We start from the raw sequence: 23,719 nt of genomic DNA on the forward strand, positions 1-23,719 counted from the left end.
GGGATACGGGATTGCGTTACGCCCTGTCCGGGTGAGCCTGCCCGCACGCTCCCGCGACTGCCGGATAACCGTTTAGCCGTTGCCCGCAAGCAGGCTTCTGGCGGCCGCCCTCGCCTCGTCCGTTACCGAAGCGCCGGCCAGCATGCGGGCAATTTCCTCAGTGCGGTTTTCAGGCGCCATAGTCGCCACCCGTGTGGCAATCTTGTCGGAACCGTCGCCGGCCGGACCCTTGGAGATCAGAAGATGCGTCGCAGCACGGGCCGCCACCTGCGGCGCGTGGGTGACCGAGAGCACCTGCACAGTGCCCGACAGACGCTTCAGCCGCTGGCCGATCGCATCCGCCACCGCGCCGCCGACACCTGTGTCGATTTCGTCGAAGACGAGCGTCGGTGCCGAGCCGCGATCGGCAAGGGCGACCTTGAGCGCCAGCAGGAAGCGCGACAGCTCGCCGCCGGAGGCGACCTTCATGATCGGACCGGGGCGTGTGCCCGGATTGGTCTGGACATGGAATTCGACCGTATCGATACCCTCGGCAGCCGCAGCCTCCGGATTGGCGGTCACCTCGACCATGAAGCGCGCCCGTTCCAGCTTCAGCGCCGGCAGTTCCTGCATCACCGCTTCCGCCAGCGTCTCCGCGCCCGCTTTACGTTTGTCCGAGAGAACAAGTGCCGCCCGATCGAATTCCTCTTTCGCAGCGGCCGCGATCTTTTCCAGCTCACCCAGCCGTTCCTCGCCGGCATCGAGATCGGCAAGGTCCGCCACCATCTTTTCGGCAAGCGCCGGAAGATCGACGACGGCGACCGAATATTTGCGGCCGGCGGCACGCAGGGCGAACAGCCGTTCCTCGACCCGTTCCAATTCGCGCGGATCGAACTCGGTCCGGCGAAGCGCCGTTTCGACTTCCATCTGTGCGTTCGACAGATGGTTGAGCGCCTGATCCAGCAGTTCGACAGTTTCCTCCAGCAGCCCAGGCGCCTCGTGGCTCTTGCGCTCGAGGCGGCGCACCATGGAGGCAATTAGCGGTACAGGCGAACCGTTGCCGTTGAGAAATTCCGATGCTTCCGAAATATCACCGGCAATGCGCTCGGACTTCTGCATTTTCGAGCGCTGCTCGGCCAGCTCCTCCTCCTCGCCGTCGCGGGGCGAGAGGGCTTCCAGTTCCTCGACCGAGGCCCTGATATAATCGGCTTCGCGCGCAGCGGCCTCCACCTTGGCGCGATGCGTCTTCAGGGTCCGGTCGGCATCCCGCCAGGCCTTGTAGAGGTGGGAAACCGAGAGAACCTCATCGTTGAGGCCTGCAAACGCATCGACAAGAGTGCGGTGGGCGCCGGTATCGATCAGCGCGCGATCGTCGTGCTGGCCGTGGATCTCGACCAGAACCTGTCCCGCCTGGCGCATCATCTGCACACTGACCGGCTGGTCGTTGATCGAAGCGCGGGTGCGCCCGTCGGCCGACTGGATACGCCGGAAGATCAGATCGCCGTCGTCGTCTATGCCGTTGTCGCGCAGAAGCTTGCGGGCGGAATGGTTCATCGGCACGTCAAAGACCGCCGTCACCTGACCCTTGTCCTCGCCATGGCGCACGAGACCACCGTCGCCGCGGCCGCCAAGCGCCAGAGAAAGACTGTCGAGAAGGATGGATTTGCCTGCACCGGTCTCGCCGGTCAGCACGGAAAGGCCCGCTTCGAAGGCAAGGTCCAGCTTCTCGATCAGAACGATGTCGCGGATCGAAAGCTGGATCAGCATGCGGCCTCGCCTATCCTGTCAGGCACTTGGTTGAAAGGTCTCAGGCGCCGACGAGCTTTGCGCCGGCACGCGCAATCCACGAGCCCTTGTTCTCGCGCGGCTGAACACCGCCGGACTGAAGCAGCTTGTAGGAGTCTGCGTACCACTGGCTGTCCGGATAGTTGCGGCCAAGCACGGCTGCGGCGGTCTGCGCCTCTTCGACGATGCCCATCGCGTAATAGGTTTCCGTCAGACGCGCGAGGGCTTCTTCAACCTGGTTGGTATTGGAAAAGGTCTCGACGACCCTGCGGAAGCGCGAGATGGCGGCAAGATATTCCTTGCGCTCGAGATAGTATCGCCCGACCTGCATTTCCTTGCCGGCAAGCTGGTCACGCGCAAAGCGGATCTTCGCCTGCGCATCCTCGACATATTCCGAATCGGGATAATCGCGGACGACCTTGGTCATCGCATCGATCGTGTTGTTGGCGGCCTTCTGGTCCTGCGTGACGTCGGCGACCTGCTTGGAATAGGCAAGGCCGACCAGATACTGCACGTAGGCCGAATCTGCGGAGCGCGGGTATTGGTTGAGATAGCGGTTACCGACCGTGATCGCTTCGTCGTTGCGGCCCATGCGATACTTGCTGAACGTGCTCATGACGAGCGCCTTGCGGCCCCACTCGGTGAACGGGTTCTGCTTCTCGATGGCGTCGAACTTGCGGCTCGCTTCGACGATATTGCCCGCCTTCATGTTGGCAAGGCCCTGATTGTAGAGGGCCTCGGGCGACTCGCTTTCGAAACCGAGCTTGGTGATGTCGATGTCTTTGTCCGACTGGCATGCGGTAAGGCCGAGACCGGCACCCGCAAACACCAACGATACAAGTGCGATCCTTGCCGCTCTACGCATTTCTACAGCCTTCGCATACGCCATTCGACAATTCCCGATGTCCCGCCCGTTTTGCCCTGCTGCCCGAAAGCAGGTCGTTCTAGCCATAAAAGTATTGGCAGAGCAACGCAATGCTCACCCATTAACGCATTTTTGTGGCACCGACCGCAGCACACATGGCTATTCAAAAGAAAAGCCGCTTCCAACGGAAGCGGCCAAGTCGACTGGAGTTGTTATTCAAGCAAAAGACGGCGCCAGTTCACTGACGCTGACCGGAACGAAATCTCCGGCCCTCACGCGCGCAACCCGCGACGATGGCGCTTCGACGATTTCATAAGCCGTCGGATCGTTGAGCAGAGCTTTCAGCGCATTGGCGTTCATCTTGTGGCCGCCGCGATAGGAGCGGTAGCAGCCAATGAACTGAGCGCCGGCAAGCGCAAGATCGCCAACCGCGTCCAGCGTCTTGTGGCGCACGAATTCGTCCTGGTAACGAAGACCCTCGACGTTCACGACCGTTTCGTCATCGGAAATGACGACGGAATTCTCAAGCGACGAACCGAGAGCGTAGCCAGCAGCCCAAAGGCGCTCGACGTCACGCATGAAGCCGAATGTACGAGCCCGTGAAAGATCCTGCTTGAACCGCGCTGCGGTCAGTTCACCGTTCCAGCTCTGACGGCCGATCAGCGGAGATGCGAAATCGATCTCGACTTCAAAGCGGGTACCATCATGCGGCCGGAACTCGGACCAGGACGCGCCCGATTCGATTCGGACCGGCTTGATGACACGGATGTAGCGACGCTTCACATTGAGATTGACGATGCCGACCTGTTCGATCGCATCAATGAAAGGATAGGAGCTGCCGTCCATGATCGGCATTTCGGCGCCATCGACATCGACAGTCACGTTGTCGATCCCGAGCGCGTAGAGTGCTGCCATCACGTGTTCGATCGTGGCAACCCAGGTGGCCGGCGACGAACCAAGGATCGTGCAGAGATCGGTCGGACCAACCTGAGAGGAGACGGCGCGGTATTCGGCAGAAGACCCGTCATCAAACTGACGCGCGAAGATGATACCGGAATTGGATTCAGCAGGCTGGAATGTGATGCTGACCGGAGACCCCGAATGCACGCCAATACCGGTCAAAGAAACCGGGGCCGCGATGGTGGTCTGGAAACCGAGCAATCCGATGGTCATTCCTAATGCCTTCTCTCAAGACCCCTAGTCTGGGATCGAGCTTGGTTAGATACCGGCGACAACGCCTCTCAAACGTTCATGTCAGCATCACTTATCGTCTTACATACGCAGGCGTCTTTAACATTCCAAATCACTGTTCGTATCGGATTGTTACGCCACTAACCCGCAGAATGCCGCGGTGTTAGGACTCAAGGCACAAACGCGGACGTCTACCGGTTAACAACTTGAATTAAGGCAGCTTTCCCAGAGGTTCAGGACAAAATCCTTAACGCCTCAGACGTCCGGATACACAAAGCCCGGGTGCAACGACCCGGGCTCTGCAGACATTTGTTGAACGCCGCGCGCTGACGCTGCGACGCTCCCACAAATCAGTTCGACTGACGTCGAAGGAATGCCGGAATTTCGAGCTGATCGTCGTCATGCTGCGAGCTCTGCGGAACCGAACGACCGTGATCGTCGAGGTTGCCACGACGCGGTGCGTAGAGGCTTGCCTCAGGCGACAGCGGACGGCGCTGCTGTTGAACCGGAGCCGGTGCGGCGGCTGGTTCGACGTGCTCTTCTTCGTCGCGACGGCCAAGCGAATTGGTGATTCGCTTCAGAAGCCCCATCGGGCCGCGCTCTTCCTGCACATGGCTGGCAGGCTGCGTGCGGTGATCCATCTCGGCCTTAACGACCGGCGGGAAATCCTCGACCTTCGGCATGCGGACCGGTTCCATGACAGGTTCGCGGTAGACAGGTTCCTGCTGAACCGGCTGTGTCATGCGCGGTGCTGGCTGCTGCGTCATCTGCGGAGCCGGGCGCGAAACCTGCGGAGCGGCTTCAACCGGTGCAGACTGTGCAAACAGACGGCTCTGCGGACGGAAAGCCTCTTCGGCCGGCGGCTGCTGCTGCATGACAGGCTGCGGCGCGGGCGCTGCAGGCTGCTGCAAGACCGGCTGTGGGATAGCCAGTTCGCGTTCCATGTCGGCTTCGGCCTGGCGGATGGTCTCGGCGATCGGATCGACTGCCTTCGGAGCCATTGGCGCAGGCGCTGCGGCCTGAACCGGTGCCTGCATCATGACAGGCTGCTGTGCGGCCGGAGCCGGAGCAACGGCCGCCGAAGGACGGATAATCGGCTTCTGGGCTGCGCGCATTTCAGCGGCACGCAGGTCGATTTCGCCATGGGCGCGGTCGATGCCGGTGGCAACGACGGAGACGCGGATGATGCCTTCCAGCGCTTCGTCGAAGGTTGCGCCGAGAATGATGTTGGCGTCCGGATCGACTTCTTCGCGGATGCGGGTTGCCGCTTCGTCGACTTCGAACAGTGTGAGGTCGCGACCACCGGTGATGGAGATCAGCAGGCCCTGTGCACCCTTCATCGAGGTCTCGTCGAGCAGCGGGTTGGCGATAGCAGCTTCCGCTGCCTGCATCGCACGGCCCGAACCCGAAGCTTCGCCGGTGCCCATCATCGCACGGCCCATTTCGCGCATCACGGAACGAACGTCCGCGAAGTCGAGGTTGATGAGGCCTTCCTTGACCATCAGGTCGGTGATGCAGGCAACGCCCGAATAGAGAACCTGGTCGGCCATGGCGAAGGCGTCGGCAAACGTCGTCTTGTCGTTGGCGATGCGGAATAGGTTCTGGTTCGGAATGACGATCAGCGTGTCGACCGACTTCTGCAGTTCCTGGATGCCCTGTTCGGCGAGCCGCATGCGGCGACCGCCTTCGAAGTGGAACGGCTTGGTAACAACGCCAACCGTGAGGATACCCTTGTTGCGGGCAGCCTGTGCAACGACTGGAGCAGCACCGGTGCCGGTGCCGCCGCCCATGCCGGCGGTGACGAAGCACATATGCGTTCCGTTAAGATGATCGATGATCTCGTCGAGGCATTCCTCAGCGGCAGCGCGACCGACTTCCGGCTGCGAACCTGCGCCGAGACCTTCGGTGACCTGCACACCCATCTGGATGATCCGCTCGGCCTTGGTCATGGTCAGCGCCTGGGCATCGGTATTGGCAACGACGAAATCGACGCCTTCCAGCCCTGCGGTGATCATGTTGTTGACGGCATTGCCGCCGCCGCCGCCGACGCCGAAAACGGTGATCCGAGGCTTCAGCTCGGTAATATCAGGCTTTTGAAGCTTGATCGTCATTGTACCTGTCCTTCTTCTCGTGGCCGCATTGCCGAGCTGGCCAATTCATTGCAACTTCTCTGATCCGGGAGCAGAGCCCGGGTCAAAAACTTTCCTTGAGCCATTGCCCGACGCGGGCGAGACGGCCGTTTCCATTTCCGAGCGAGCCGATCAGGCCGCTCTGGGATGCATGTGTTTCGAGGTCCGCGACCTGCGGGTAGATCATCAGTCCGACGGCAGTCGAAAAAGCCGGGCCCTTGGCAGCAGCCGGCAGGCCGGAAATGCCCATCGGACGACCAATACGAACATTGCGGGCCAGAATGTGACGGGCCGTCTCGGACAGGCCGGTCAACTGGCTGGCACCGCCCGTCAGAACCACGCGCTTGCCGACGATCGGGCTGAAACCGGATTTCTGGATCCGGTCACGGATCAGTTCCAGCGTTTCTTCGATGCGGGCCTTGACGATCCGGGTGACGAGCGAGCGTGGAACCTGGGTCGGCTGGTCGCGGTCGTCCTCGCCGATCGGCGGAACCGAAATCATGTCGCGGTCGTCTGCGCCGTTGGAGACGGCCGAGCCATGCACGACCTTCATCCGCTCGGCATCCTCGATCCGGGTCGAAAGACCACGTGCAAGGTCCGTGGTGACGTGATGGCCACCGAGGCCGATCGCATCCGTATGAACGAGCTTGCCTTCGGCAAACACTGAAATTGTCGTGGTGCCGCCGCCCATGTCGATCGCCGCACAACCCAGTTCGACTTCGTCGTCGACAAGTGCTGCAAGGCCGCTGGCATAAGGCGTTGCCACCATGCCCTCGACGGACAGATGCGCACGGTTGATGCAGAGCTCGAGGTTACGCAGCATCACGCGCTCGGCGGTGACGACATGCATATCGACGCCCAGCATATCGCCGTACATCGCCAGCGGATCGCGGATCCCGACTTCGCCATCCAGCGTGAAGCCGGTCGGCAGCGAGTGAAGGATTGCGCGGTCCTGGCGAGCCGACTTCTGGCTGGCTGCGACGAGAACACGCTTCAGATCGGCCGATTCGACTTCCTGTCCACCGAGGTCGATCGATGCCGTATAGACGTCGCTGGTCAGACGACCGGCAGAAACATTGACGATGAGGCTGTCGACCGTGAGGCCGGCCATGCGCTCTGCAGCGTCAACCGCGAGACGGACGACGCTTTCCGCCGCATCGAGATCGCCGATGACGCCGGACTTGACGCCGCGCGAACGCTGGTGGCCGATGCCGATGATCTCGACATGATGGGTCCGACCCGGCAGGATCTGGCTTTCCTGCTTCGGCGTCAGCCGGGCGATCATGCAGACGACCTTGGTCGAGCCGATGTCGAGCACCGAAACGATGTGGCTGCGCTTGGAAGACAGTGGCTTCATATGCGGAAGCCCGTAATTGGAAGAACCGAATACACTCACGTCTCTCCTGCCTTCTTCAACGCCTTCGTGCGTGCCTCGACTGCCTCGTTGCGGCGTTCGGTGGCGGCAGAAGTAAGTTCAACGGTTGTGCGGTCGTGCAGGCGAAGATCGACGGCAGCGATGTCACGCTCCAGGATCCGCTCTTCCTTTTCCAGACGAGCCAGCACGCTGAGCGCGGTCTCGACCTGGGTTTCCGGCAGCTTCAGGACAACGCCGTTGTCGATGTGCAAATCCCAGCGACGACCGGCGACGCGGACGTACGCCTTTACCCGCGAGCGAAGCTCCGGCCACGCAGCCATCTGATCGACAAAAGCGGATGCGGCCTTGTCTGCTTCACGACCCACGAACAGCGGCAGGGAAGCGAACTTGCTGTCCCGCAGCGGCGCGATGATGGAACCGTTCTTTTCGATCAGAGCGAGATCCGACCCGTTCTGCCAGATCCCGAAAGCCTCGCGCTCCTTGAGCATCACTTCGATCGTGCGCGGATAGACTTTGCGGACTTCGGCATAGCGAACCCAGGGAAGCTCGGACAGCTTGCGGCGCGCCTGATCGACATCGAGAGCGACCAGCGAGGTCGTGCCATCGAGACCGAGAAGCTGAAGGATATCGATCTCCGACGTCTGGTCATTGCCCGAGACGCGAACGTCCTCGATGGCGAAACCGACGGCCGCTGTCGTCGCCTGAGCAACCGTCTGGGCATGACCGCCAAGCGACATTCCGTAGAGGCCGACGACTGCGAAGAAACCGAATGTCGCAAACGTGCCAGTATGATCAGGAATATGGATGCGGCCCGTCGCAAGGCTCAAGCCGAAGCGGACGACGCGGCGCAGTGGACGCGGCAGTACACGACGCTCTTCAGCGCCGAGATAGTTTGCCCGGCCGTGATCGTCAGCTTTTTTGCTATTCAACGCAAACACGACGCGTCCTCCACCATCCAACGGACGAGACCACCAAAAGTATGACCAGCATGAACAGCCATCTCAGGCACAAGCGAGGTCGGCGTCATCCCGGGCTGGGTGTTGATTTCGAGCCAGATGACTTCGCCGTCTTCGGAAAACCGGTCGTCGAAGCGAAAGTCCGAACGACTGACGCCACGGCACCCCATTGCCCGATGCGCCTCAAGCGCCAAGGATTGAATTTTTTGGTAAATATTTGGTGAAATTTGTGCGGGAATGACGTGGCTCGAACCACCGACGGCATATTTCGCATCGTAGTCGTAGAACGCATCACCGTTCGGGATGACTTCCGTCACACCCAGCGCCACGTCGCCCAGGACGCCGCAGGTCAGCTCGCGGCCATAGACATAACGCTCGACCATCACCTGGCTGCCGTATTTCCATTCCGGCGAGGTAATGATCTGCGGCGGGTGAGACTGGCCTTCCTTGACGATGACGACGCCGAAGGACGAGCCTTCGCGCACCGGCTTGACGACGTAAGGCGTGGCGATCGGATGCTCATTGGTAAACTCATGGCGATCCATGACCTTGGCTTCAGCAACAGGAATACCGGCAGCCTTAGCCACGTGCTTTGCCTGCTGCTTGTCCATCGCGAGAGCGGAGGCCAGAACGCCGGAATGCGTATAGGGGATCTCGAGATATTCGAGCACGCCCTGGATGGTGCCATCTTCACCGAAGGGACCATGCAGCGCATTGAAGGCGACATCCGGGCGCAGGCTGGCAAGAACCGCTGCGACATCACGATCGACATCAACCCGCGTCACCTTGTAACCCTCGCCTTCCAAAGCCTCAGCACAGGCGTTGCCGGAAGACAGGCTGACCGGCCGCTCGGAGGAAAACCCTCCCATCAATACAGCCACATGCATGTCGTTCATCAACCACTCCCGGAAAAGGGCTTTAGGCTTAAGCGACATCGCTTGCGCCAAACTTGTACGACCAACGATTCTTTCTCAGATCTGATCGCCAGGCTATTGGTGCACCAAAATGGTTAACAAATCGTTTACTTTCCTTAATGGGAGAACCCAACAGGCTGAAATTGAAGCACAAATTAGATTTTGAAATGGTTAATGCAGGACTTGAGGTCGCATGGTACCGCACGGGACATGGAGCTCGAACAGCTGCTCGAGCGCGGTAAGATCGCAATGGATCAGGGGTGAAAACGTGCCGTTTATTGCGCGTTTTTTGTTTTACTCGTCAGAAAACTGCTGTATGTCGCAGCCGGTACTCATAGAGAGCCGCATATTTAAATCTCCTGAATTGGAATCAGTATGACAAACGCGACGCCTCCCGCTTCGCCGTCAGCTGAGCCGTTAGCGCATGTTGCAATGAATTCTCCTGCACGCGTCCTGACGGCCAGCCTGGTCGGCACGACGATCGAGTTCTTCGATTTCTACGTTTACGCGACGGCTGCGGTCCTCGTCTTCCCGGCGCTGTTCTTCCCCAACAGCGATCCGACGACCGCACTGCTTGCCTCATTCGCAACCTTCTCGATCGCATTTTTTGCCCGCCCGCTCGGTGCCGTCGTGTTCGGCCATTTCGGTGACCGGATCGGACGCAAGACAACGCTGGTTGCCGCACTTTTGACCATGGGCATTTCCACCGTGATCATCGGCCTGCTGCCGACCTATGAGACGATCGGCGTGGCAGCACCGCTGCTTCTGGCGCTTTGCCGTTTCGGCCAGGGCTTTGGCCTCGGCGGCGAATGGGGCGGTGCTGTTCTGCTCGCGACCGAAAACGCACCTCCGGGTAAGCGCACCTGGTACGGCATGTTCCCGCAGCTTGGCGCTCCTGTCGGCCTGTTCCTGTCTTCGGGCGTGTTCTGGATCCTGCTGCACTTCATGTCGCAGGACGCGCTTCTATCCTGGGGCTGGCGCATTCCGTTCATTGCATCGATCCTGCTGATTGCCGTTGGCCTTTGGGTACGCCTCTCGATCACCGAGACGCCAGCCTTCCAGAAGACGATCGACAAGCAGGAGCGGGTCGAGATCCCGGTCGTGGAACTGTTCCGCACGCACAAGCGCAGCCTGGCGCTTGGCACTTTCGTGGCGCTTGCAACCTTCGTGCTGTTCTACATCGGCTCGGCCTATCTTCTGTCCTACAACGTCAAGATCCTGAAGATGCCGTTCCTCGATGCGCTCGAGGTGCAGTTGCTCGGCTCGATCGTGTTCGGCATTTTCATTCCGATCGTTGGCAAGCTGGGTGACCGCTACGGACGCCGCGAGATGCTGATCGTGACGACGGTGCTGATCGGGCTGTTCTCGTTTGTCCTGCCGGCACTGATGACCAATGGCGAAGGCATGATCTTCCTGTTCGTCGTACTGGCGATGGTGCTGATGGGCATGACCTACGGCCTGATCGGAACGGCACTGGCCGCGCCCTTCCCGACCGCGGTCCGCTATACGGGCTCGTCGATAACCTTCAACCTCGCCGGCATCTTCGGCGCGTCGCTTGCGCCCTATATCGCAACCTACCTGCAGGCCAATTACGGCATGGCCTATGTCGGCTACTATCTCGGCATCGCGGCCGTGATCACGCTGGTCTGCATCCTCCTGTCGGGCAAGGACGAAGTCTGAGCCACGGCGGAATCAAACTGACAAAAAAGCCCGCGAAGTCTATGACTTCGCGGGCTTTTTTGTGTGAACTGTCACTCTCCTGGATGTAGCCGCTGCTTGCGGCGGCTGCTTCGCTCCGCAAGCAAGACGGCAACCCAGCCCGCGCCAGCGATCACAAAGGGCAGGACATACAGGAAGAAGAAAGTGGGTGCGTTCATGAGATCAACTCTCCAAGAGCACGTCTTGCACCCCAATGTAGTAGCAAACCGCCGGAAATCCAAGCCAGCGTCGAAAGGGCGATAGAAAGCGAGATACCAGCCGACGCTGCTCCGTTGGAAAGCGAGACAGCCGGAGCTATGAAACCTGCCGCCACACAAGCTGTGGAAAGCCTGTCCAGCGAATTCGCCAGAAGTTTGGTTCGCTCGTTGTGTATCAGCGTCATTCGCCCATCCTTGAAGAGGGACTAGTTATAGCTACTCCGTCGTCGCACCTTGGAAGGGTCGCACTTCCCTACCCGGCATGAAGATACCGAGTCGCTTGATCTCCCATTCCAGCTTGATGCCGGATTTGTCGAACACGCGCTGGCGCACCATCTCGCCGAGATATTCGAGATCATAGCCGGTGGCATGGCCAATATTGATCATGAAGTTGCAATGCAGCGACGACATCTGGGCGCCACCGTTCATCAGACCGCGGCCGCCGGCCTCGTCGATAAGGCTCCAGGCGGAATGGCCTTCCGGGTTCTTGAAGGTAGAGCCGCCGGTCTTTTCCTTGACCGGCTGCACGGTCTCGCGGTGCTGGCGAACAGCGTCCATGTCGGCGCGGATCTTGGCACGGTCCTCCGGGTACCCTTCGAACACCGCATGGGTGAAGATCAGGTCCTTGGAAGCCGATGAATGGCGGTAGCTGTATCCCATGTCCTCGTTGGAAAGCACATGCTCGTTGCCCTCGCGATCGACGGCATGGACTTCGACCAGCCGCTCGGCAGTCTCCCCGCCATTGGCGCCGGCGTTCATCCGCAGCGCCCCGCCAATCGAACCCGGTATGCCGTAGTAGAAGGCAAACCCGCCGATACCATTGTCCATCGCCATCGCAGCGAGGTGCTTGTCCGGGCAGATCGCACCGGCCTTGATCCGGTTGTCACCCATGAGATCGAGCTGGCCGAACCCCTTGGCAGAGAGACGGACCACAACGCCCGGAATACCGCCATCGCGCACCAGCAGATTGGAGCCGACGCCGACGACCGTAAGCGGAACGTCTTGCGGCAGCATCTTGAGGAAAGTCGCGAGATCCTCGGCGTCATGCGGCTGGAACATCAGCTCGGCAAGTCCGCCCGCCTGGAACCACGTGACACGGTCCATCGGTGCATTCGGCGTCAGACGACCACGCAGGTTCTTGACGCCGTCCCCGAGTGACGTCAGCAGCTTTTCCCCATTCACTTGTTTCATTCTACTGTCCCGAAAATCTCTCAAGTTCCTTCGGCAACGACGCAGCCCATTGCGTGATGTTGCCTGCCCCCAGAAGCACCACGAAATCCCCCGGCTTCGCAATGCCGGAGACGATCGAAGCCAGTTCGCTCGGAGAGGTCATGTAACGCGCGTCGCGGTGGCCGCTCGATTTGATCCGCGACACCAGCGATTCTGAATTGACCCCTTCGATCGGATCTTCCCCCGCGGCATACACCGGCGCAAGGATGATACTGTCGGCATCGTTAAAACAATTCGCAAAATCGTCAAACAGGCTCGACAACCGGGAGAAACGGTGCGGCTGGTGGACGGCGATGACACGCCCCTGGCATGCCTCGCGCGCTGCCTTCAGCACGGCCTTGATCTCGACCGGATGGTGACCGTAATCGTCGAAGATGGAAACGCCGTCGACAGTGCCGGTCAGGGTGAAGCGGCGCTTGACGCCGGAGAAATTCGCAAGACCCTTGCGGATATTCTCTTCCGATATCCCGAGCCGGTTTGCGACGGCAATCGCAGCCGTTGCGTTGGAGATGTTGTGGCGGCCCGGCATCGGCAACACCAGATCCTTGAAGGTGAAGATCCGACCGGTGCGACGGCGACGGATTTCCACGTCGAAGATCGACTTGGTACCCTCCATGCGGATGTTCGAAAACCGCGCATCGGCCTGCGGGTTCTCCCCGTAGGTCACGACCTTGCGGTCCTCGATCTTGCCCACCAGAGCCTGCACTTCCGGGTGATCGAGGCAGAGAACGCCGAAGCCGTAGAAGGGCACGTTCTCGACGAATTGCCGGAAGGCCGCTCGCACCGCGTCAAAATTGCCGTAGTGGTCCAGATGCTCGGGATCGATATTCGTCACAACCGCGACGTCGGCCGGCAGCTTCAGGAAGGTACCGTCCGATTCGTCGGCTTCCACCACCATCCACTCGCCCTCGCCCATGCGGGCGTTGGTGCCGTAGGCGTTGATGATGCCGCCGTTGATGACGGTCGGATCGAGATTGCCGGCTTCGAGCAATGCCGCGACCATCGAGGTCGTGGTGGTCTTGCCATGCGTGCCGCCGATCGCGATCGCATTGCGGAAGCGCATCAGTTCCGCCAGCATTTCCGCGCGCCGGACGATCGGCAGCGATTTTTCGCGCGCAGCAACCAGTTCCGGGTTGTTCTTCTTGATCGCTGTCGAAACGACCACGACTTCCGCATCGCCGAGGTTTTCGGCGGTATGGCCAACGAAAACCGGGATACCCTTGTCGCGCAGGCGCTGCACGTTGGCGCTATCGGCCTGGTCGGAGCCCTGAACGTTGTGGCCGAGATTGTGCAGCACTTCGGCGATACCGCTCATGCCGATCCCGCCGATGCCGATGAAATGAACGAGGCCAATAGCCTTCGGCATCTTCATGCCCGTACTCCCTTGAATTCTGCAATATTTTTACGTTCAGCAACCGCGGTGACGAGGTCTGCGAGTGCGATCGCCGCATTGGGCCGACCTGCCCGCTTGGCGGCTGCCGCCGTCTGTTCCAGCCGCTCCGGCTCATTCATGGCAGACGATATCATCGCCGAGAGGCGTTCCGGCGAAAGCTCGGACTGCGCCACGACCTCGGCTCCGCCGGTCGCAACGAGCGCCGCCGCATTGGCCGCCTGGTCGTGATCCAGAGCATAGGGATAGGGCACCAGAATGGCCGGTCTGCCGATCACCGAGATCTCCGATACCGTCGATGCACCCGAGCGGCACACCACGAGATGCGCCGCCGCAAGACGCTCGGCCATATCGGGGAAGAACGGCGAGATTTCTACCTTTGAATTCAGCTTGCCGAAGCACGAGCCGACACGGCCCTGATCCTCGGGGCGTGCCTGCTGTGTAACAACCAGCCTGTCCCGCTCGGATTGATCGAGAAGGCTCAAGGCTGTGGGCACGGCAGACGAGAAGAACTGAGCGCCCTGGCTACCACCGAACACGACGAGCCGGAACGGATCAGTTCCCCGCGACGCGACGTAGGGCACGTTTGCGGCTTCCAGAACCGCGGGACGCACGGGATTGCCGGTCGTTACGGTCTTTGGCGCGTATGTGCCGGTCGTTTCGGGAAGAAACCCGCCAGCGATCGCCTGCACCCTCGAAGCCAGCGCCTTGTTGGCGCGGCCCATCACCGCATTTTGCTCGTGGATGATCGTCGGCACACCCATGCCGGTCGAGGCCATCAATGGCGGGACTGTTGGATAGCCACCGAAGCCGACGACCGCGATCGGCCGCAAACGCGATATCAGCTTGCGCGCGGCGCGAAGACCGGTCCAGAGCTTCCAGGCAGTCCGCGCCATCGCGATCGGATTTTTCGATCCGAACGTCGCCGACGGTACGACATGAATCTCATCAGCCGGAAACTTGCCCGCAAAACGCTCGGCGCGGCTGTCGGTCACCAGATGCACGGAAAAGCCCCGTGCTTTCAGCTCGTGACCCAATGCTTCCGCAGGAAAAAGATGACCGCCGGTTCCCCCGGCGGCTAACAGAATAATGCCCTTGCTCATATACCTACTCCGCGGGAACTCCGGACGCGACGCGGAACAAGCTGCGTTCCTGCGCGCGCCGTTCCGGCCGGTGACGTGTGAGTGCCAGAATAAAACCAGCTGTCACACATATGGCGATCATCGACGATCCGCCATAGGAGATCAACGGAAGCGTCATTCCCTTGGCCGGCATCAACTCGAGATTGACGCCGATGTTGATCATCGACTGTATACCGATCTGCAGCACCAGACCGGCGACGGCAAAGCGGTTGAAGTCGTTGCGCTCGTTGAAGGCATGCTTGAGGCCGCGCAGCACGATGAAGGCGAAGATTGCAACGAGCGCCATGCAGAAGATGATGCCGAATTCCTCGGCCGCGACGGAGAACACGAAGTCGGTGTGACTGTCGGGCAGGATCCGCTTGACGATGCCCTCGCCCGGTCCCTGACCGAACCAGTTGCCACGCACGATCGCCTCATGCGCGGTTTCCACCTGGAAGCGGTCGCCTTCGCCGGTCAGGAACTTGTCGAAACGGGCCGTCACGTGCGGCAGCATGTAATAGGCCGCCAGAAGACCGCCGACACCGACACCGCCGAGCAGAACGATCCAGAGCCACGGCATGCCGGCCATGAAGAACATGCCGCCCCACACGATGCTGGTCAGGATCGTCTGCCCAAGGTCGGGCTGCGCGACAAGAAGGGCCGCGACGATGCCGAACAGGATGATGGCGAAGAGATTGCCCGGAATTTCAGGCTGCCGTGCGTGCTCTGAAAACAGCCAGGCGCAGACCACCACGAAGGCGGGCTTCATGAATTCGGAGGGCTGAATGGACAGCGCGCCGACACCGATCCAGCGCCGCGCCCCCTTGACCTCGACGCCGAAGAACAACGCCAGAACCATCGCGGCCAGCGAAAGAGCAAGAAGCACGATTGCGGTCCTTCGTACCTGACGCGGGGTCAGGAACGACAGGCCAATCATGATGGCGAGTGACGGAATGAGGAAAACCGCATGGCGTTCGACGAAGTGGAAGTCTGAGAGACCGATGCGCTGGGCAACGGCTGGCGATGCCGCAAACGACAACATGAACCCGATGCCCATCAGCATGATAAAGGCCGCCAGGAAAAAACGGTCGATCGTCCAGAACCAGTCTGCGAGCGGTCCACGGTCTGCGCGGCTTACCATATTCAGTTTCCTTTTCCGGTATCGACCAGCATGTCCACACTGTCGAGAGCTGCGACGAGTGCGACAAACGCATCGCCGCGCACTTCGAAATTCTTAAACTGATCAAAGCTGGCGCATGCCGGCGACAACATCACTGCCGACGAAACAGTGTCGGCTGCCGCATCTGCGGCTGCATGGGTAACGGCCCGTTCGAGCGTGCCCGAAATTTCGTAAGGGACCGTGTCTCCAAGAGTTGCTGCGAATGCCGGTGCTGCTTCTCCGATCAAATAGACTTTTGTTATATTCTGGAAGAGTGGTGCGAGGCTTGCGATGCCGCCTTCCTTGGGAAGACCGCCCGCAATCCAGTAGATCCGCTCATAGCTGGAAAGCGCAGGGGCCGCGGCTTCGGCGTTCGTTGCCTTCGAATCATTGACGAAAACAACATGGTCCCGTCTCCCGACCGGCTGCATGCGGTGCTTGAGGCCCGGGAATGACCGCAGACCGGCGCGGATGTCATCCGCAGAGACGCCGACCGCCAGGCAGGCAGCAATCGCCGCCGCCGCATTCTGAGCGTTGTGGCTGCCCTTCAACGTCGGGATGCCATCGAGGTCGACGAGCGCAGACGAAACGCCGCCATTCATCTCGATGAGGCGGGTTGTCTCGGCATAGATACCATCGGCGACCGCATTACGCTTGGAAATGCGACGAACCTTGACGCCTGTGCGCTCGACCCGGTCGGCGATCAGCGTCGAATAGCTGTCGTCGACGCCGATGACGGCGGTCTTCGCCCCAGCAACCAATCGCTCCTTGATGTCGGCATAATGCTGCATCGTGCCGTGACGGTCGAGATGATCGGGCGTGAGGTTAAGCAATATGCCGGCCGTGGGATTGAGCGTCGGGGCCAGATCGATCTGGTAGGACGAGCATTCGACGACGTAATACCGTTCGGCCTTCGGCGGATCGAGCGTCAGGATCGCCGTCCCGATATTGCCGCCCAGTTGCGTGTCGCGCCCGCTTGAGCGCAGGATATGCGCAATCAGCGCCGTCGTGGTCGACTTGCCGTTGGTGCCGGTGATGGCGATGAACGGGCAATCCGGCGCATGCGCCCGGCGCTCGCGCACGAAAAGCTCCACATCGCCGATGATCTCGACGCCGGCAGCACGCCCCAGATCTGCGCTCCAATGCGGCTTTGGATGGGTCAGCGGAACACCCGGAGACAGGACGAAGGCCGCCTGCGCGCTCCAGTCGATGGTTCTCAGGTCCGCCGTCTCGATGCCGGCAACGTTTGCCTTGGCGACGCTGTCAGGATTGTCGTCCCAGGCCAGAACCGTGGCACCGCCGGCAACCAGCGCCTGCGCGGTCGCCAGCCCCGAACCACCGAGACCGAATAGTGCGACACGTTTTCCGCTTAACGTCGTGACCGGGATCATCGGATCACCGCAGCTTGAGGGTCGAGAGGCCGAGCATGGCGAGGCCGACGGCGATGATCCAGAACCGGATCACGACCTGGCTTTCGGTCCAGCCAAGCTTTTCGAAATGGTGATGGATCGGCGCCATCAGGAACACACGCCGGCCGGTCATCTTGAAGAAGCCGACCTGAATGATCACGGACATCGTTTCCATCACGAACAGGCCGCCGATGATCGCCATGACGATCTCGTGCTTGGTGGCGACGGCAACCGAACCGATCAGGCCGCCGAGTGCCAGCGAACCGGTATCGCCCATGAAGATCGCAGCCGGCGGGGCGTTGAACCAGAGAAAGCCGAGGCCAGCCCCGATCACCGCGCCCATGATGACGGCGAGCTCACCGGTTCCGGGGACAAAATTGATCTGCAGATAGCCTGCAAAGACGGCGTTACCGACCAGATAGGCAATCACCCCGAACGACGCGGCGGCAATCATGACCGGCACGATCGCCAACCCGTCGAGACCGTCAGTCAGGTTGACCGCATTGCCGGCGCCGACGATGACGAAGCCACCGAACAGGATGAAGAAATAGCCGATATTGATCAGGAAATCCTTGGCGAAGGGAAAGGCGACCGAGGTTGCCAGATGCGGGTTTCCCGCAGGCTCCGTCACCATCGCTAGTCGCATCATGAAGAACACTGCGATGCCGGCGATGAGGAACTCGATGCCGAGGCGCGCCTTGCCGGAAAAGCCCTTGTCGGTCTGCTTGGTGACCTTAAGATAGTCGTCATAAAAACCGATCGCGCCGAATCCGAGCGTCACGAGCAGCGTGGCGACCACGTAGATGTTGGAAAGATCGGCCCAGAGCAGCGATCCGCCGACGATGCCGGCGAGAATCATCAGCCCGCCCATGGTCGGCGTACCGGCCTTCTTGAAATGGGTCTGCGGTCCGTCGGCGCGGATCGGCTGACCCTTGCCCTGACGGATTCGGAGTGAATTGATCATCCGTGGCCCGAACATGAAGACGATGAACGCCGAGGTGAAGAGCGCTGCTCCCGTCCTGAACGTGATGTATCGGAACAGGTTGAAGAACTGAATCTTGTCTGCCAGTTCCACGAGCCAGATCAGCATAAAGGGCCCTTTCAAAAAAGCCGCGTCGTCTTAAGGTTGGCGGTCCGTGTCGGAAAAAGCCGGGTAGTTGTCAAGCAGCGCGGCAACGATCTTGCCGAAACCAAGCCCAAGTGACGACTTCACCATCAGCACGTCGCCGGGAATGACGGAGCGCACGACGTATTCAGTCAGTGCGTCCGTCGTTTCGAAATACTGTACGTCGACACTATCAGGCAGCGCATCCCGCAGAGCGGCCATTTCCTTGCCGGCGAGCCAGACGTGCTCGATCCCGGAGGCGAGCAATGGCCCGCCCAGCTCTTCGTGCACCTGGGCCGAGAACTCGCCCATTTCCAGCATGTCGCCGAGGACGGCAATGCGGCGACCGGTGAGTTCCGGTGCTGTCGCTGCGAGCAGGGAGATCGCGGCCCGAACGGAGGCAGGATTAGCGTTGTAGCTCTCGTCGATCAGCGTCAGATGGCCTTCGCCAATACCGAGACGATGGCGCTGTCCCCTGCCCTTGACGGCCTTGAGTTCGGCCAGCGCCTGCCCCACCGAGCCCATTTCGGCACCGAGGAGGAGCGCCGCTCCTAAAACTGCCATGGCATTTTCGGCGATGTGGCGGCCAGGTGCGCCGATCACAAACTCCTTCGTCTCGCCATTGAGAACGGCCCAGATAACGGAGCTCTCGGCATTGCCCTCGAAATCGGCAAGGCGATAGTCGGCCTTTGCATGCTGGCCGAAGGTCATGACATGGCTGACGCCCAACTCGTGGGCTTTCTGTTCCAGCAGCGCAAACTGTGCATTGTCGTGGTTGAGGATGGCAGCCCCGCCGGGCTCGATACCCTCAAGGATCTCGGCTTTGGCAGCCGCGATCTCTTCGAGACTGTTGAAATGCCCGAGATGGGCGGCAGCAATCGTCGTGATGATCGCCACATGCGGGCGCACCATTTTGACCAGCGGCCGGATTTCGTCGGCATGGTTCATGCCGATCTCGAACACGCCGAAATCCGTATCGGACGGCATGCGTGCGAGCGTCAGCGGGACGCCCCAGTGATTGTTGAACGAGGCCACGGCCGCATGCACCTTGCCGGACGGGGCAAGCGCATGGCGCAGCATTTCCTTGGTCGTCGTCTTGCCGACCGAACCGGTCACGGCAACGATACGGGCGCGACTGCGGTCACGTGCCGCGATCCCGAGCTTGACGAGTGCGGCCAGCACGTCCTCGACGACGATCATCGGGATCGTCAGACGGCCCATTGCCGGCAGCTTCGCTTCTGAAACGACGATCAGCGATGCACCGTTGGCAATCGCCATGCTGGCATAGTCATGCCCGTCGACCCGGTCACCCTTGATGGCGAAAAACGCTTCACCCTCGGTGATTCCGCGGCTGTCGATCGAAAGACCGGTGACGCCTTCCGGCATCTGCCCGATCGGCCGGCCGTCCATGACGGTGGCCATTTCCTGCGAGGTCCAAAGAAAGCTCACGATGCTACGCCCTCCGCCAGGTCCTGCAATGCCTTGCGCACTTCGACATGATCGGAGAACGGCAATGTCGTTGCCCCAACCGTCTGTCCTTCCTCATGCCCCTTGCCGGCAACGATCAGCGTATCGCCAGTTTTGAGCAGTCCGACCGCGTGACGGATTGCCTTTGCCCTGTCGGCGATCTCTTCCGCGCCCGGCGCTGCCGCCATGATCTCGGAGCGGATCGTGGCCGGCTCCTCGGAGCGAGGATTGTCGTCGGTGACGATCACCACGTCCGCAAGGCGGGTGGCAATCTCTCCCATGATCGGACGCTTGCCCTTGTCGCGATCTCCGCCGCAGCCGAACACAACGACCACGCGGCCGGTGGTGAACGGACGCACGGAGCTCAGAACGTTCTCGAGCGCATCGGGCTTGTGGGCGTAATCCACATAGGCAAGCGCGCCATCCTTCGTCTGGCCGACAAGCTCGAGCCGGCCGGATGCGCCGACGAGCTTTTCAAGCGCTGCCATGGCAACAGCGGCCGGAACGCCGGTCGACATCGCAAGTCCTGCGGCAACCAGCGCATTGGCCACCTGGAAGTCGCCCGCGAGCGGGATATCGACCTCATAGATCTTGCCGTCCGCATGGATCTCCGCGGTCTGCTTGTGACGGAAGTGTTCGACACGCTTCAGGCAGAGATAGCCGCCCTTGCGCCCGACGGTCCGGATGCTGAGGCCTGAAGCAAGTGCCACCTCGATCGCAGTTTCAGTCCAGCGGTCGTCAGCAAAGATCACGGCCGGAGCGCCCGCAGGTGCCAGCGTATCGAACAGCCGCATCTTGGCGGCCATGTAGCTCTCGACGGTCGGATGGTAGTCCATATGGTCGCGGCCAAGATTGGTGAAACCGACAGCCGACAGCTTGACGCCGTCGAGACGGCTCTGGTCGAGACCGTGGCTGGACGCTTCCATCGCCGCGTGGGTGACGCCTTCGGACGCGAGTTCCGCCAGCAGCTTCTGAAGCTCGACGGGATCAGGCGTGGTCAGCGAGCCGTAGTCGTTGCGATCAGGCGAGACGACGCCCGTGGTGCCGATCTGTGCAGCCGCATGGCCGGCATAGGCCCAGATCTGCCGGGTGAAAGAGGCAACCGAAGTCTTGCCGGCAGTGCCTGTTACCGCAACCATCGTCTCCGGCTGAGCGCCATACAGCCGAGCGGCAGCGATTGCTAGAAAGCGGCGTGGATTGTCCACGACCACAACCGGGATGCTGCTGTCTGCCGGATGGGACGCGATGGCGACAACCGCGCCCTTGGCGGCGGCATCGTCGACAAAGCGCGAACCGTCTGCCTTGGATCCGGCAAGAGCTGCAAACAGCATGCCCTCGGCGATCTGCCGGCTGTCGGAGGAAAGACCGAGAATATCCACATCACCGGCTGGTCCAGCCAGGATATCGGCCGCTTCCGGAAAATCGTCTCCGGCAAGATCGCGCAGTTTCATCGGTAATCTTTCCATCTAACAGCAGGCTCCCTCACGAATCGAGGGCCCGTTCTTGATCCTCAATAAGACACAAGCAGGGCAGAACCGTCATTGCCGAATTTTGGCTTTACACCGAGAATGGGAGCAGACCGCGCGATAATCTCCTTGACCATGGGTGCTGCGGACATCGCAGCGAGCGCGGCGCCATTGCCTTTGTCGGTCTTCGGCTCGTCGCTGAAGGACAGGACGACATAGCGCGGATTGTCCATCGGGAAGGCAGACAGAAACGCGTTGAAGTTCTTGTCGTGGGCGTAGCGGCCGTTGACGACCTTGTCCGCCGTTCCGGTCTTGCCGCCCACATTGAAGCCGGCCACGCGCGCATTGCGGCCCGATCCGTTGATGCCGTTCCATTCGAACAGAAAGCGCATGTCCTTGCTGGTCGTGGGCTTCATGACCTGGGTGGCGATCTCGTCGGCCTGCGCCTGGGTGCGGGGCAGGAATGTCGGCGGAACGAGCTTGCCGCCGTTGACCAGTGCCGCACCGGCAACAGCCGTCTGTAGCGGCGTTGTCGACACGCCGTGACCGAACGAGATGGTGATGGAGTTGATCTTCTTCCATTCACGCGGCTGACTTGGCATCGCGATTTCAGGCAGTTCGGTCTTCATCCGGCTAAGAAGTCCAAGCCGCGTCAGGAAGTCCTTGTGTCCCGCAATGCCGACCATGTCGGCGATCTTCGCCGTGCCGATGTTCGAAGAATACTGGAAGATTTCCGGAACGCTCAACACGCGCCCCTTGCCATGGAAGTCCTTGATGGTGAAACCGCCGATGCGGATCGGGAAGCGCGCATCGAACGAGCTCTGCAGGTTCATCTTGCCGTCATCGAGACCCATGGCGAGCGTGAAGGATTTGAAGGTGGAGCCCATTTCGAACGTGCTGTTCGACATGCGGTTCATCCAGCCCTTTTCAGCGTCCACGCCATTCGGGTCGTTCGGATCGAAATCCGGTGCCGATGCCATGCCGAGGATTTCACCGGTGTGAACGTCGATGACGACGGCGCCAGCACCGATCGCCGAGTATTTGCCGATCGATTCGGCAACGACCTGCTGAACGATTGCCTGGACGCGCAGATCGATCGACAACTTGACCGGCTCAAGCGGCTGATCGGAGGTCATGCCGACGGCCGCAAGGTCCGCCAGACCCTGGGAATCGATGTAGCGTTCCATTCCGGCGACGCCGCGGTTGTCGATATTGACGTAACCAACGAGATGCGCAGCAGTTCTGCCACCGGGATAGAAACGGCGCTTCTCAGGCCGGAAACCGATGCCCGGGATGCCGAGCGCCAGAATCTGGCTCTGCTGCTTCGGGGTCAGCTGGCGACGCAGCCACTGGAAATGCGAATTGGAGCGAAGCTTCGTATAGGTGCCCTTCACGTCGAGATCGTTCAGCACGGTCGCGAGCTTTTCGATCACCTCGTCGGCGTCGACGATCTTGTGCGGCTCGGCAAACAGCGAGACGGTGCGGATGTCGGTGGCCAGCACCTCGCCGTTGCGGTCGACAATATCCGGGCGCGACGCCATGAACCGGTCTGCCGGCAGAATGCTCGACGTCACCTCAGGCATCGCAAAGCCGTATTGCACGAGACGTCCGCCGATGACGCCGTAGAACGCGACAAAGCCGGCGATCAGGAGGCCGACGCGGTTTTTCGCCTGGGCGGACTTGCGCTTGCGCGTACCTTCGAACGACGCGCCGCGCATCGATGGGCGGCCACGGCCCCCGGCCGAAAAATGCGCCCTGCTCTTCAAAACCATGATTCGTGACAGGAAGGACATCAGCGTCTCACCGATCCGGTTGAATGAACATCAAGAGAAGAAGCACCACGGTTTTTGGGCACCGGTATTTTCGAAGGCGGTCGGGACTTTGCAGCCTCGACGCCCTTCAGCGCCGCTGCGACTTCACTGTCCTTGCCGGAAATGATGTCCTCGATGGTGGTCTCGGGCTGCGGCAGACGCGACTTCATCATCGGCAATTCCTTGGGCATGGCGAGTTGCGTCGTATCGGTCGCGCCAAGGCCGAGCTCGGTGCCATAGACGCCGATCAGCCGGTGAAGACGGTTCGGCTGGGTTAGAAGCGCCCAGTCGGCCCTCAAGAGATCGATCGTATCTTTCTCGAGCCTGATCTCGGTTTCGAGACGCCGGACCTCTTCAAGTTTCTCATCGGCGCGATGCTTGATCGAATAGGTCACGACAGCCGTTGCCGTCATGACGCCGATCAGCACGAGATCGAAGCTTCTCAACATCC

General features: G+C 60.8%; 20 protein-coding genes. 1 reads left to right on the top strand and 19 read right to left on the bottom strand.

Annotated features, from left to right (window positions below):
* Positions 1-72 precede the first annotated feature (72 nt).
* The 7 genes from recN to ASF70_RS16235 all read right to left on the bottom strand — a co-directional run bounded on the left by recN (position 73) and on the right by ASF70_RS16235 (position 9,176).
* Positions 73-1,746, bottom strand: coding sequence for a DNA repair protein RecN (gene recN / locus ASF70_RS16205; protein WP_062581085.1), 1,674 nt, complete (start codon positions 1,744-1,746; stop codon positions 73-75).
* Between the two features lie 40 nt (positions 1,747-1,786).
* Positions 1,787-2,653 carry an outer membrane protein assembly factor BamD gene (locus ASF70_RS16210; RefSeq protein WP_062456202.1) on the bottom strand — a complete coding sequence of 289 codons (867 nt, stop codon included), beginning with the start codon at positions 2,651-2,653 and terminating at the stop codon, positions 1,787-1,789.
* A gap of 192 nt (positions 2,654-2,845) precedes the next feature.
* Positions 2,846-3,802, bottom strand: a complete 957-nt coding sequence (gene lpxC / locus ASF70_RS16215) for a UDP-3-O-acyl-N-acetylglucosamine deacetylase (RefSeq protein ID WP_062581087.1) — start codon at positions 3,800-3,802, stop codon at positions 2,846-2,848.
* A 368-nt stretch (positions 3,803-4,170) separates the two neighbouring features.
* On the bottom strand, positions 4,171-5,931 hold the full coding sequence (gene ftsZ, locus ASF70_RS16220; RefSeq protein WP_062581089.1) for a cell division protein FtsZ: 1,761 nt from the start codon (positions 5,929-5,931) through the stop codon (positions 4,171-4,173).
* A gap of 82 nt (positions 5,932-6,013) precedes the next feature.
* Positions 6,014-7,345 (bottom strand): cell division protein FtsA, encoded by a 1,332-nt coding sequence (ftsA, locus tag ASF70_RS16225; protein WP_062581091.1) that lies wholly within the window; start codon positions 7,343-7,345, stop codon positions 6,014-6,016.
* Positions 7,342-8,262: a cell division protein FtsQ/DivIB gene (locus tag ASF70_RS16230; protein WP_062456190.1), complete on the bottom strand. Its 921-nt coding sequence runs from the start codon at positions 8,260-8,262 to the stop codon at positions 7,342-7,344. Before ASF70_RS16230 ends, ftsA begins: the two co-directional genes overlap by 4 nt.
* Positions 8,250-9,176: a D-alanine--D-alanine ligase gene (locus ASF70_RS16235; protein WP_062581094.1), complete on the bottom strand. Its 927-nt coding sequence runs from the start codon at positions 9,174-9,176 to the stop codon at positions 8,250-8,252. The genes ASF70_RS16230 and ASF70_RS16235 overlap by 13 nt, the downstream gene beginning before the upstream one ends.
* A 393-nt stretch (positions 9,177-9,569) precedes the next feature.
* Here ASF70_RS16235 and ASF70_RS16240 point away from each other — a divergent pair, with 393 nt between their 5' ends.
* Positions 9,570-10,874 (top strand): MFS transporter, encoded by a 1,305-nt coding sequence (locus ASF70_RS16240; RefSeq protein WP_062581096.1) that lies wholly within the window; start codon positions 9,570-9,572, stop codon positions 10,872-10,874.
* A 71-nt stretch (positions 10,875-10,945) separates the two neighbouring features.
* On the opposite strand, the gene ASF70_RS24770 is transcribed toward ASF70_RS16240, so the two are convergent.
* The 12 genes from ASF70_RS24770 to ASF70_RS16290 are packed head-to-tail and all read right to left on the bottom strand — an operon-like array spanning position 10,946 to position 23,717.
* Positions 10,946-11,071, bottom strand: coding sequence for a hypothetical protein (locus ASF70_RS24770; protein ID WP_280136594.1), 126 nt, complete (start codon positions 11,069-11,071; stop codon positions 10,946-10,948).
* Positions 11,068-11,295: a hypothetical protein gene (locus ASF70_RS23680; RefSeq protein WP_113167596.1), complete on the bottom strand. Its 228-nt coding sequence runs from the start codon at positions 11,293-11,295 to the stop codon at positions 11,068-11,070. Before ASF70_RS23680 ends, ASF70_RS24770 begins: the two co-directional genes overlap by 4 nt.
* A gap of 31 nt (positions 11,296-11,326) precedes the next feature.
* Positions 11,327-12,301 carry a UDP-N-acetylmuramate dehydrogenase gene (gene murB, locus ASF70_RS16245; RefSeq protein WP_062581097.1) on the bottom strand — a complete coding sequence of 325 codons (975 nt, stop codon included), beginning with the start codon at positions 12,299-12,301 and terminating at the stop codon, positions 11,327-11,329.
* Position 12,302: 1 nt separating this feature from the next.
* The gene (gene murC / locus ASF70_RS16250; protein WP_062581099.1) at positions 12,303-13,712 is read right to left on the bottom strand and encodes a UDP-N-acetylmuramate--L-alanine ligase; all 1,410 of its coding nucleotides are present in this window, start codon (positions 13,710-13,712) and stop codon (positions 12,303-12,305) included.
* Positions 13,709-14,833 (bottom strand): undecaprenyldiphospho-muramoylpentapeptide beta-N-acetylglucosaminyltransferase, encoded by a 1,125-nt coding sequence (gene murG, locus ASF70_RS16255; RefSeq protein WP_062581100.1) that lies wholly within the window; start codon positions 14,831-14,833, stop codon positions 13,709-13,711. Before murG ends, murC begins: the two co-directional genes overlap by 4 nt.
* A gap of 4 nt (positions 14,834-14,837) precedes the next feature.
* Positions 14,838-15,992: a putative lipid II flippase FtsW gene (gene ftsW / locus ASF70_RS16260; RefSeq protein ID WP_062456173.1), complete on the bottom strand. Its 1,155-nt coding sequence runs from the start codon at positions 15,990-15,992 to the stop codon at positions 14,838-14,840.
* Between the two features lie 2 nt (positions 15,993-15,994).
* Complete coding sequence (murD, locus tag ASF70_RS16265) at positions 15,995-17,401, bottom strand: UDP-N-acetylmuramoyl-L-alanine--D-glutamate ligase (protein WP_062581103.1); 1,407 nt, start codon at positions 17,399-17,401, stop codon at positions 15,995-15,997.
* A 4-nt stretch (positions 17,402-17,405) separates the two neighbouring features.
* Positions 17,406-18,509, bottom strand: a complete 1,104-nt coding sequence (mraY, locus tag ASF70_RS16270; RefSeq protein ID WP_062456167.1) for a phospho-N-acetylmuramoyl-pentapeptide-transferase — start codon at positions 18,507-18,509, stop codon at positions 17,406-17,408.
* 30 nt (positions 18,510-18,539) lie between these two features.
* Entirely contained in the window at positions 18,540-19,973 is a 1,434-nt protein-coding gene (locus tag ASF70_RS16275; RefSeq protein ID WP_062581105.1) for a UDP-N-acetylmuramoylalanyl-D-glutamyl-2,6-diaminopimelate--D-alanyl-D-alanine ligase, read from the bottom strand.
* The gene (locus ASF70_RS16280; protein ID WP_062456161.1) at positions 19,970-21,442 is read right to left on the bottom strand and encodes a UDP-N-acetylmuramoyl-L-alanyl-D-glutamate--2,6-diaminopimelate ligase; all 1,473 of its coding nucleotides are present in this window, start codon (positions 21,440-21,442) and stop codon (positions 19,970-19,972) included. Before ASF70_RS16280 ends, ASF70_RS16275 begins: the two co-directional genes overlap by 4 nt.
* 59 nt (positions 21,443-21,501) lie before the next feature.
* Positions 21,502-23,250, bottom strand: a complete 1,749-nt coding sequence (locus tag ASF70_RS16285; protein ID WP_062581106.1) for a penicillin-binding protein 2 — start codon at positions 23,248-23,250, stop codon at positions 21,502-21,504.
* Positions 23,250-23,717, bottom strand: coding sequence for a hypothetical protein (locus ASF70_RS16290; protein WP_062581108.1), 468 nt, complete (start codon positions 23,715-23,717; stop codon positions 23,250-23,252). Before ASF70_RS16290 ends, ASF70_RS16285 begins: the two co-directional genes overlap by 1 nt.
* Positions 23,718-23,719 lie beyond the last annotated feature (2 nt).

This window comes from Rhizobium sp. Leaf321 (assembly GCF_001423215.1).
Taxonomy (GTDB): domain Bacteria; phylum Pseudomonadota; class Alphaproteobacteria; order Rhizobiales; family Rhizobiaceae; genus Neorhizobium; species Neorhizobium soli.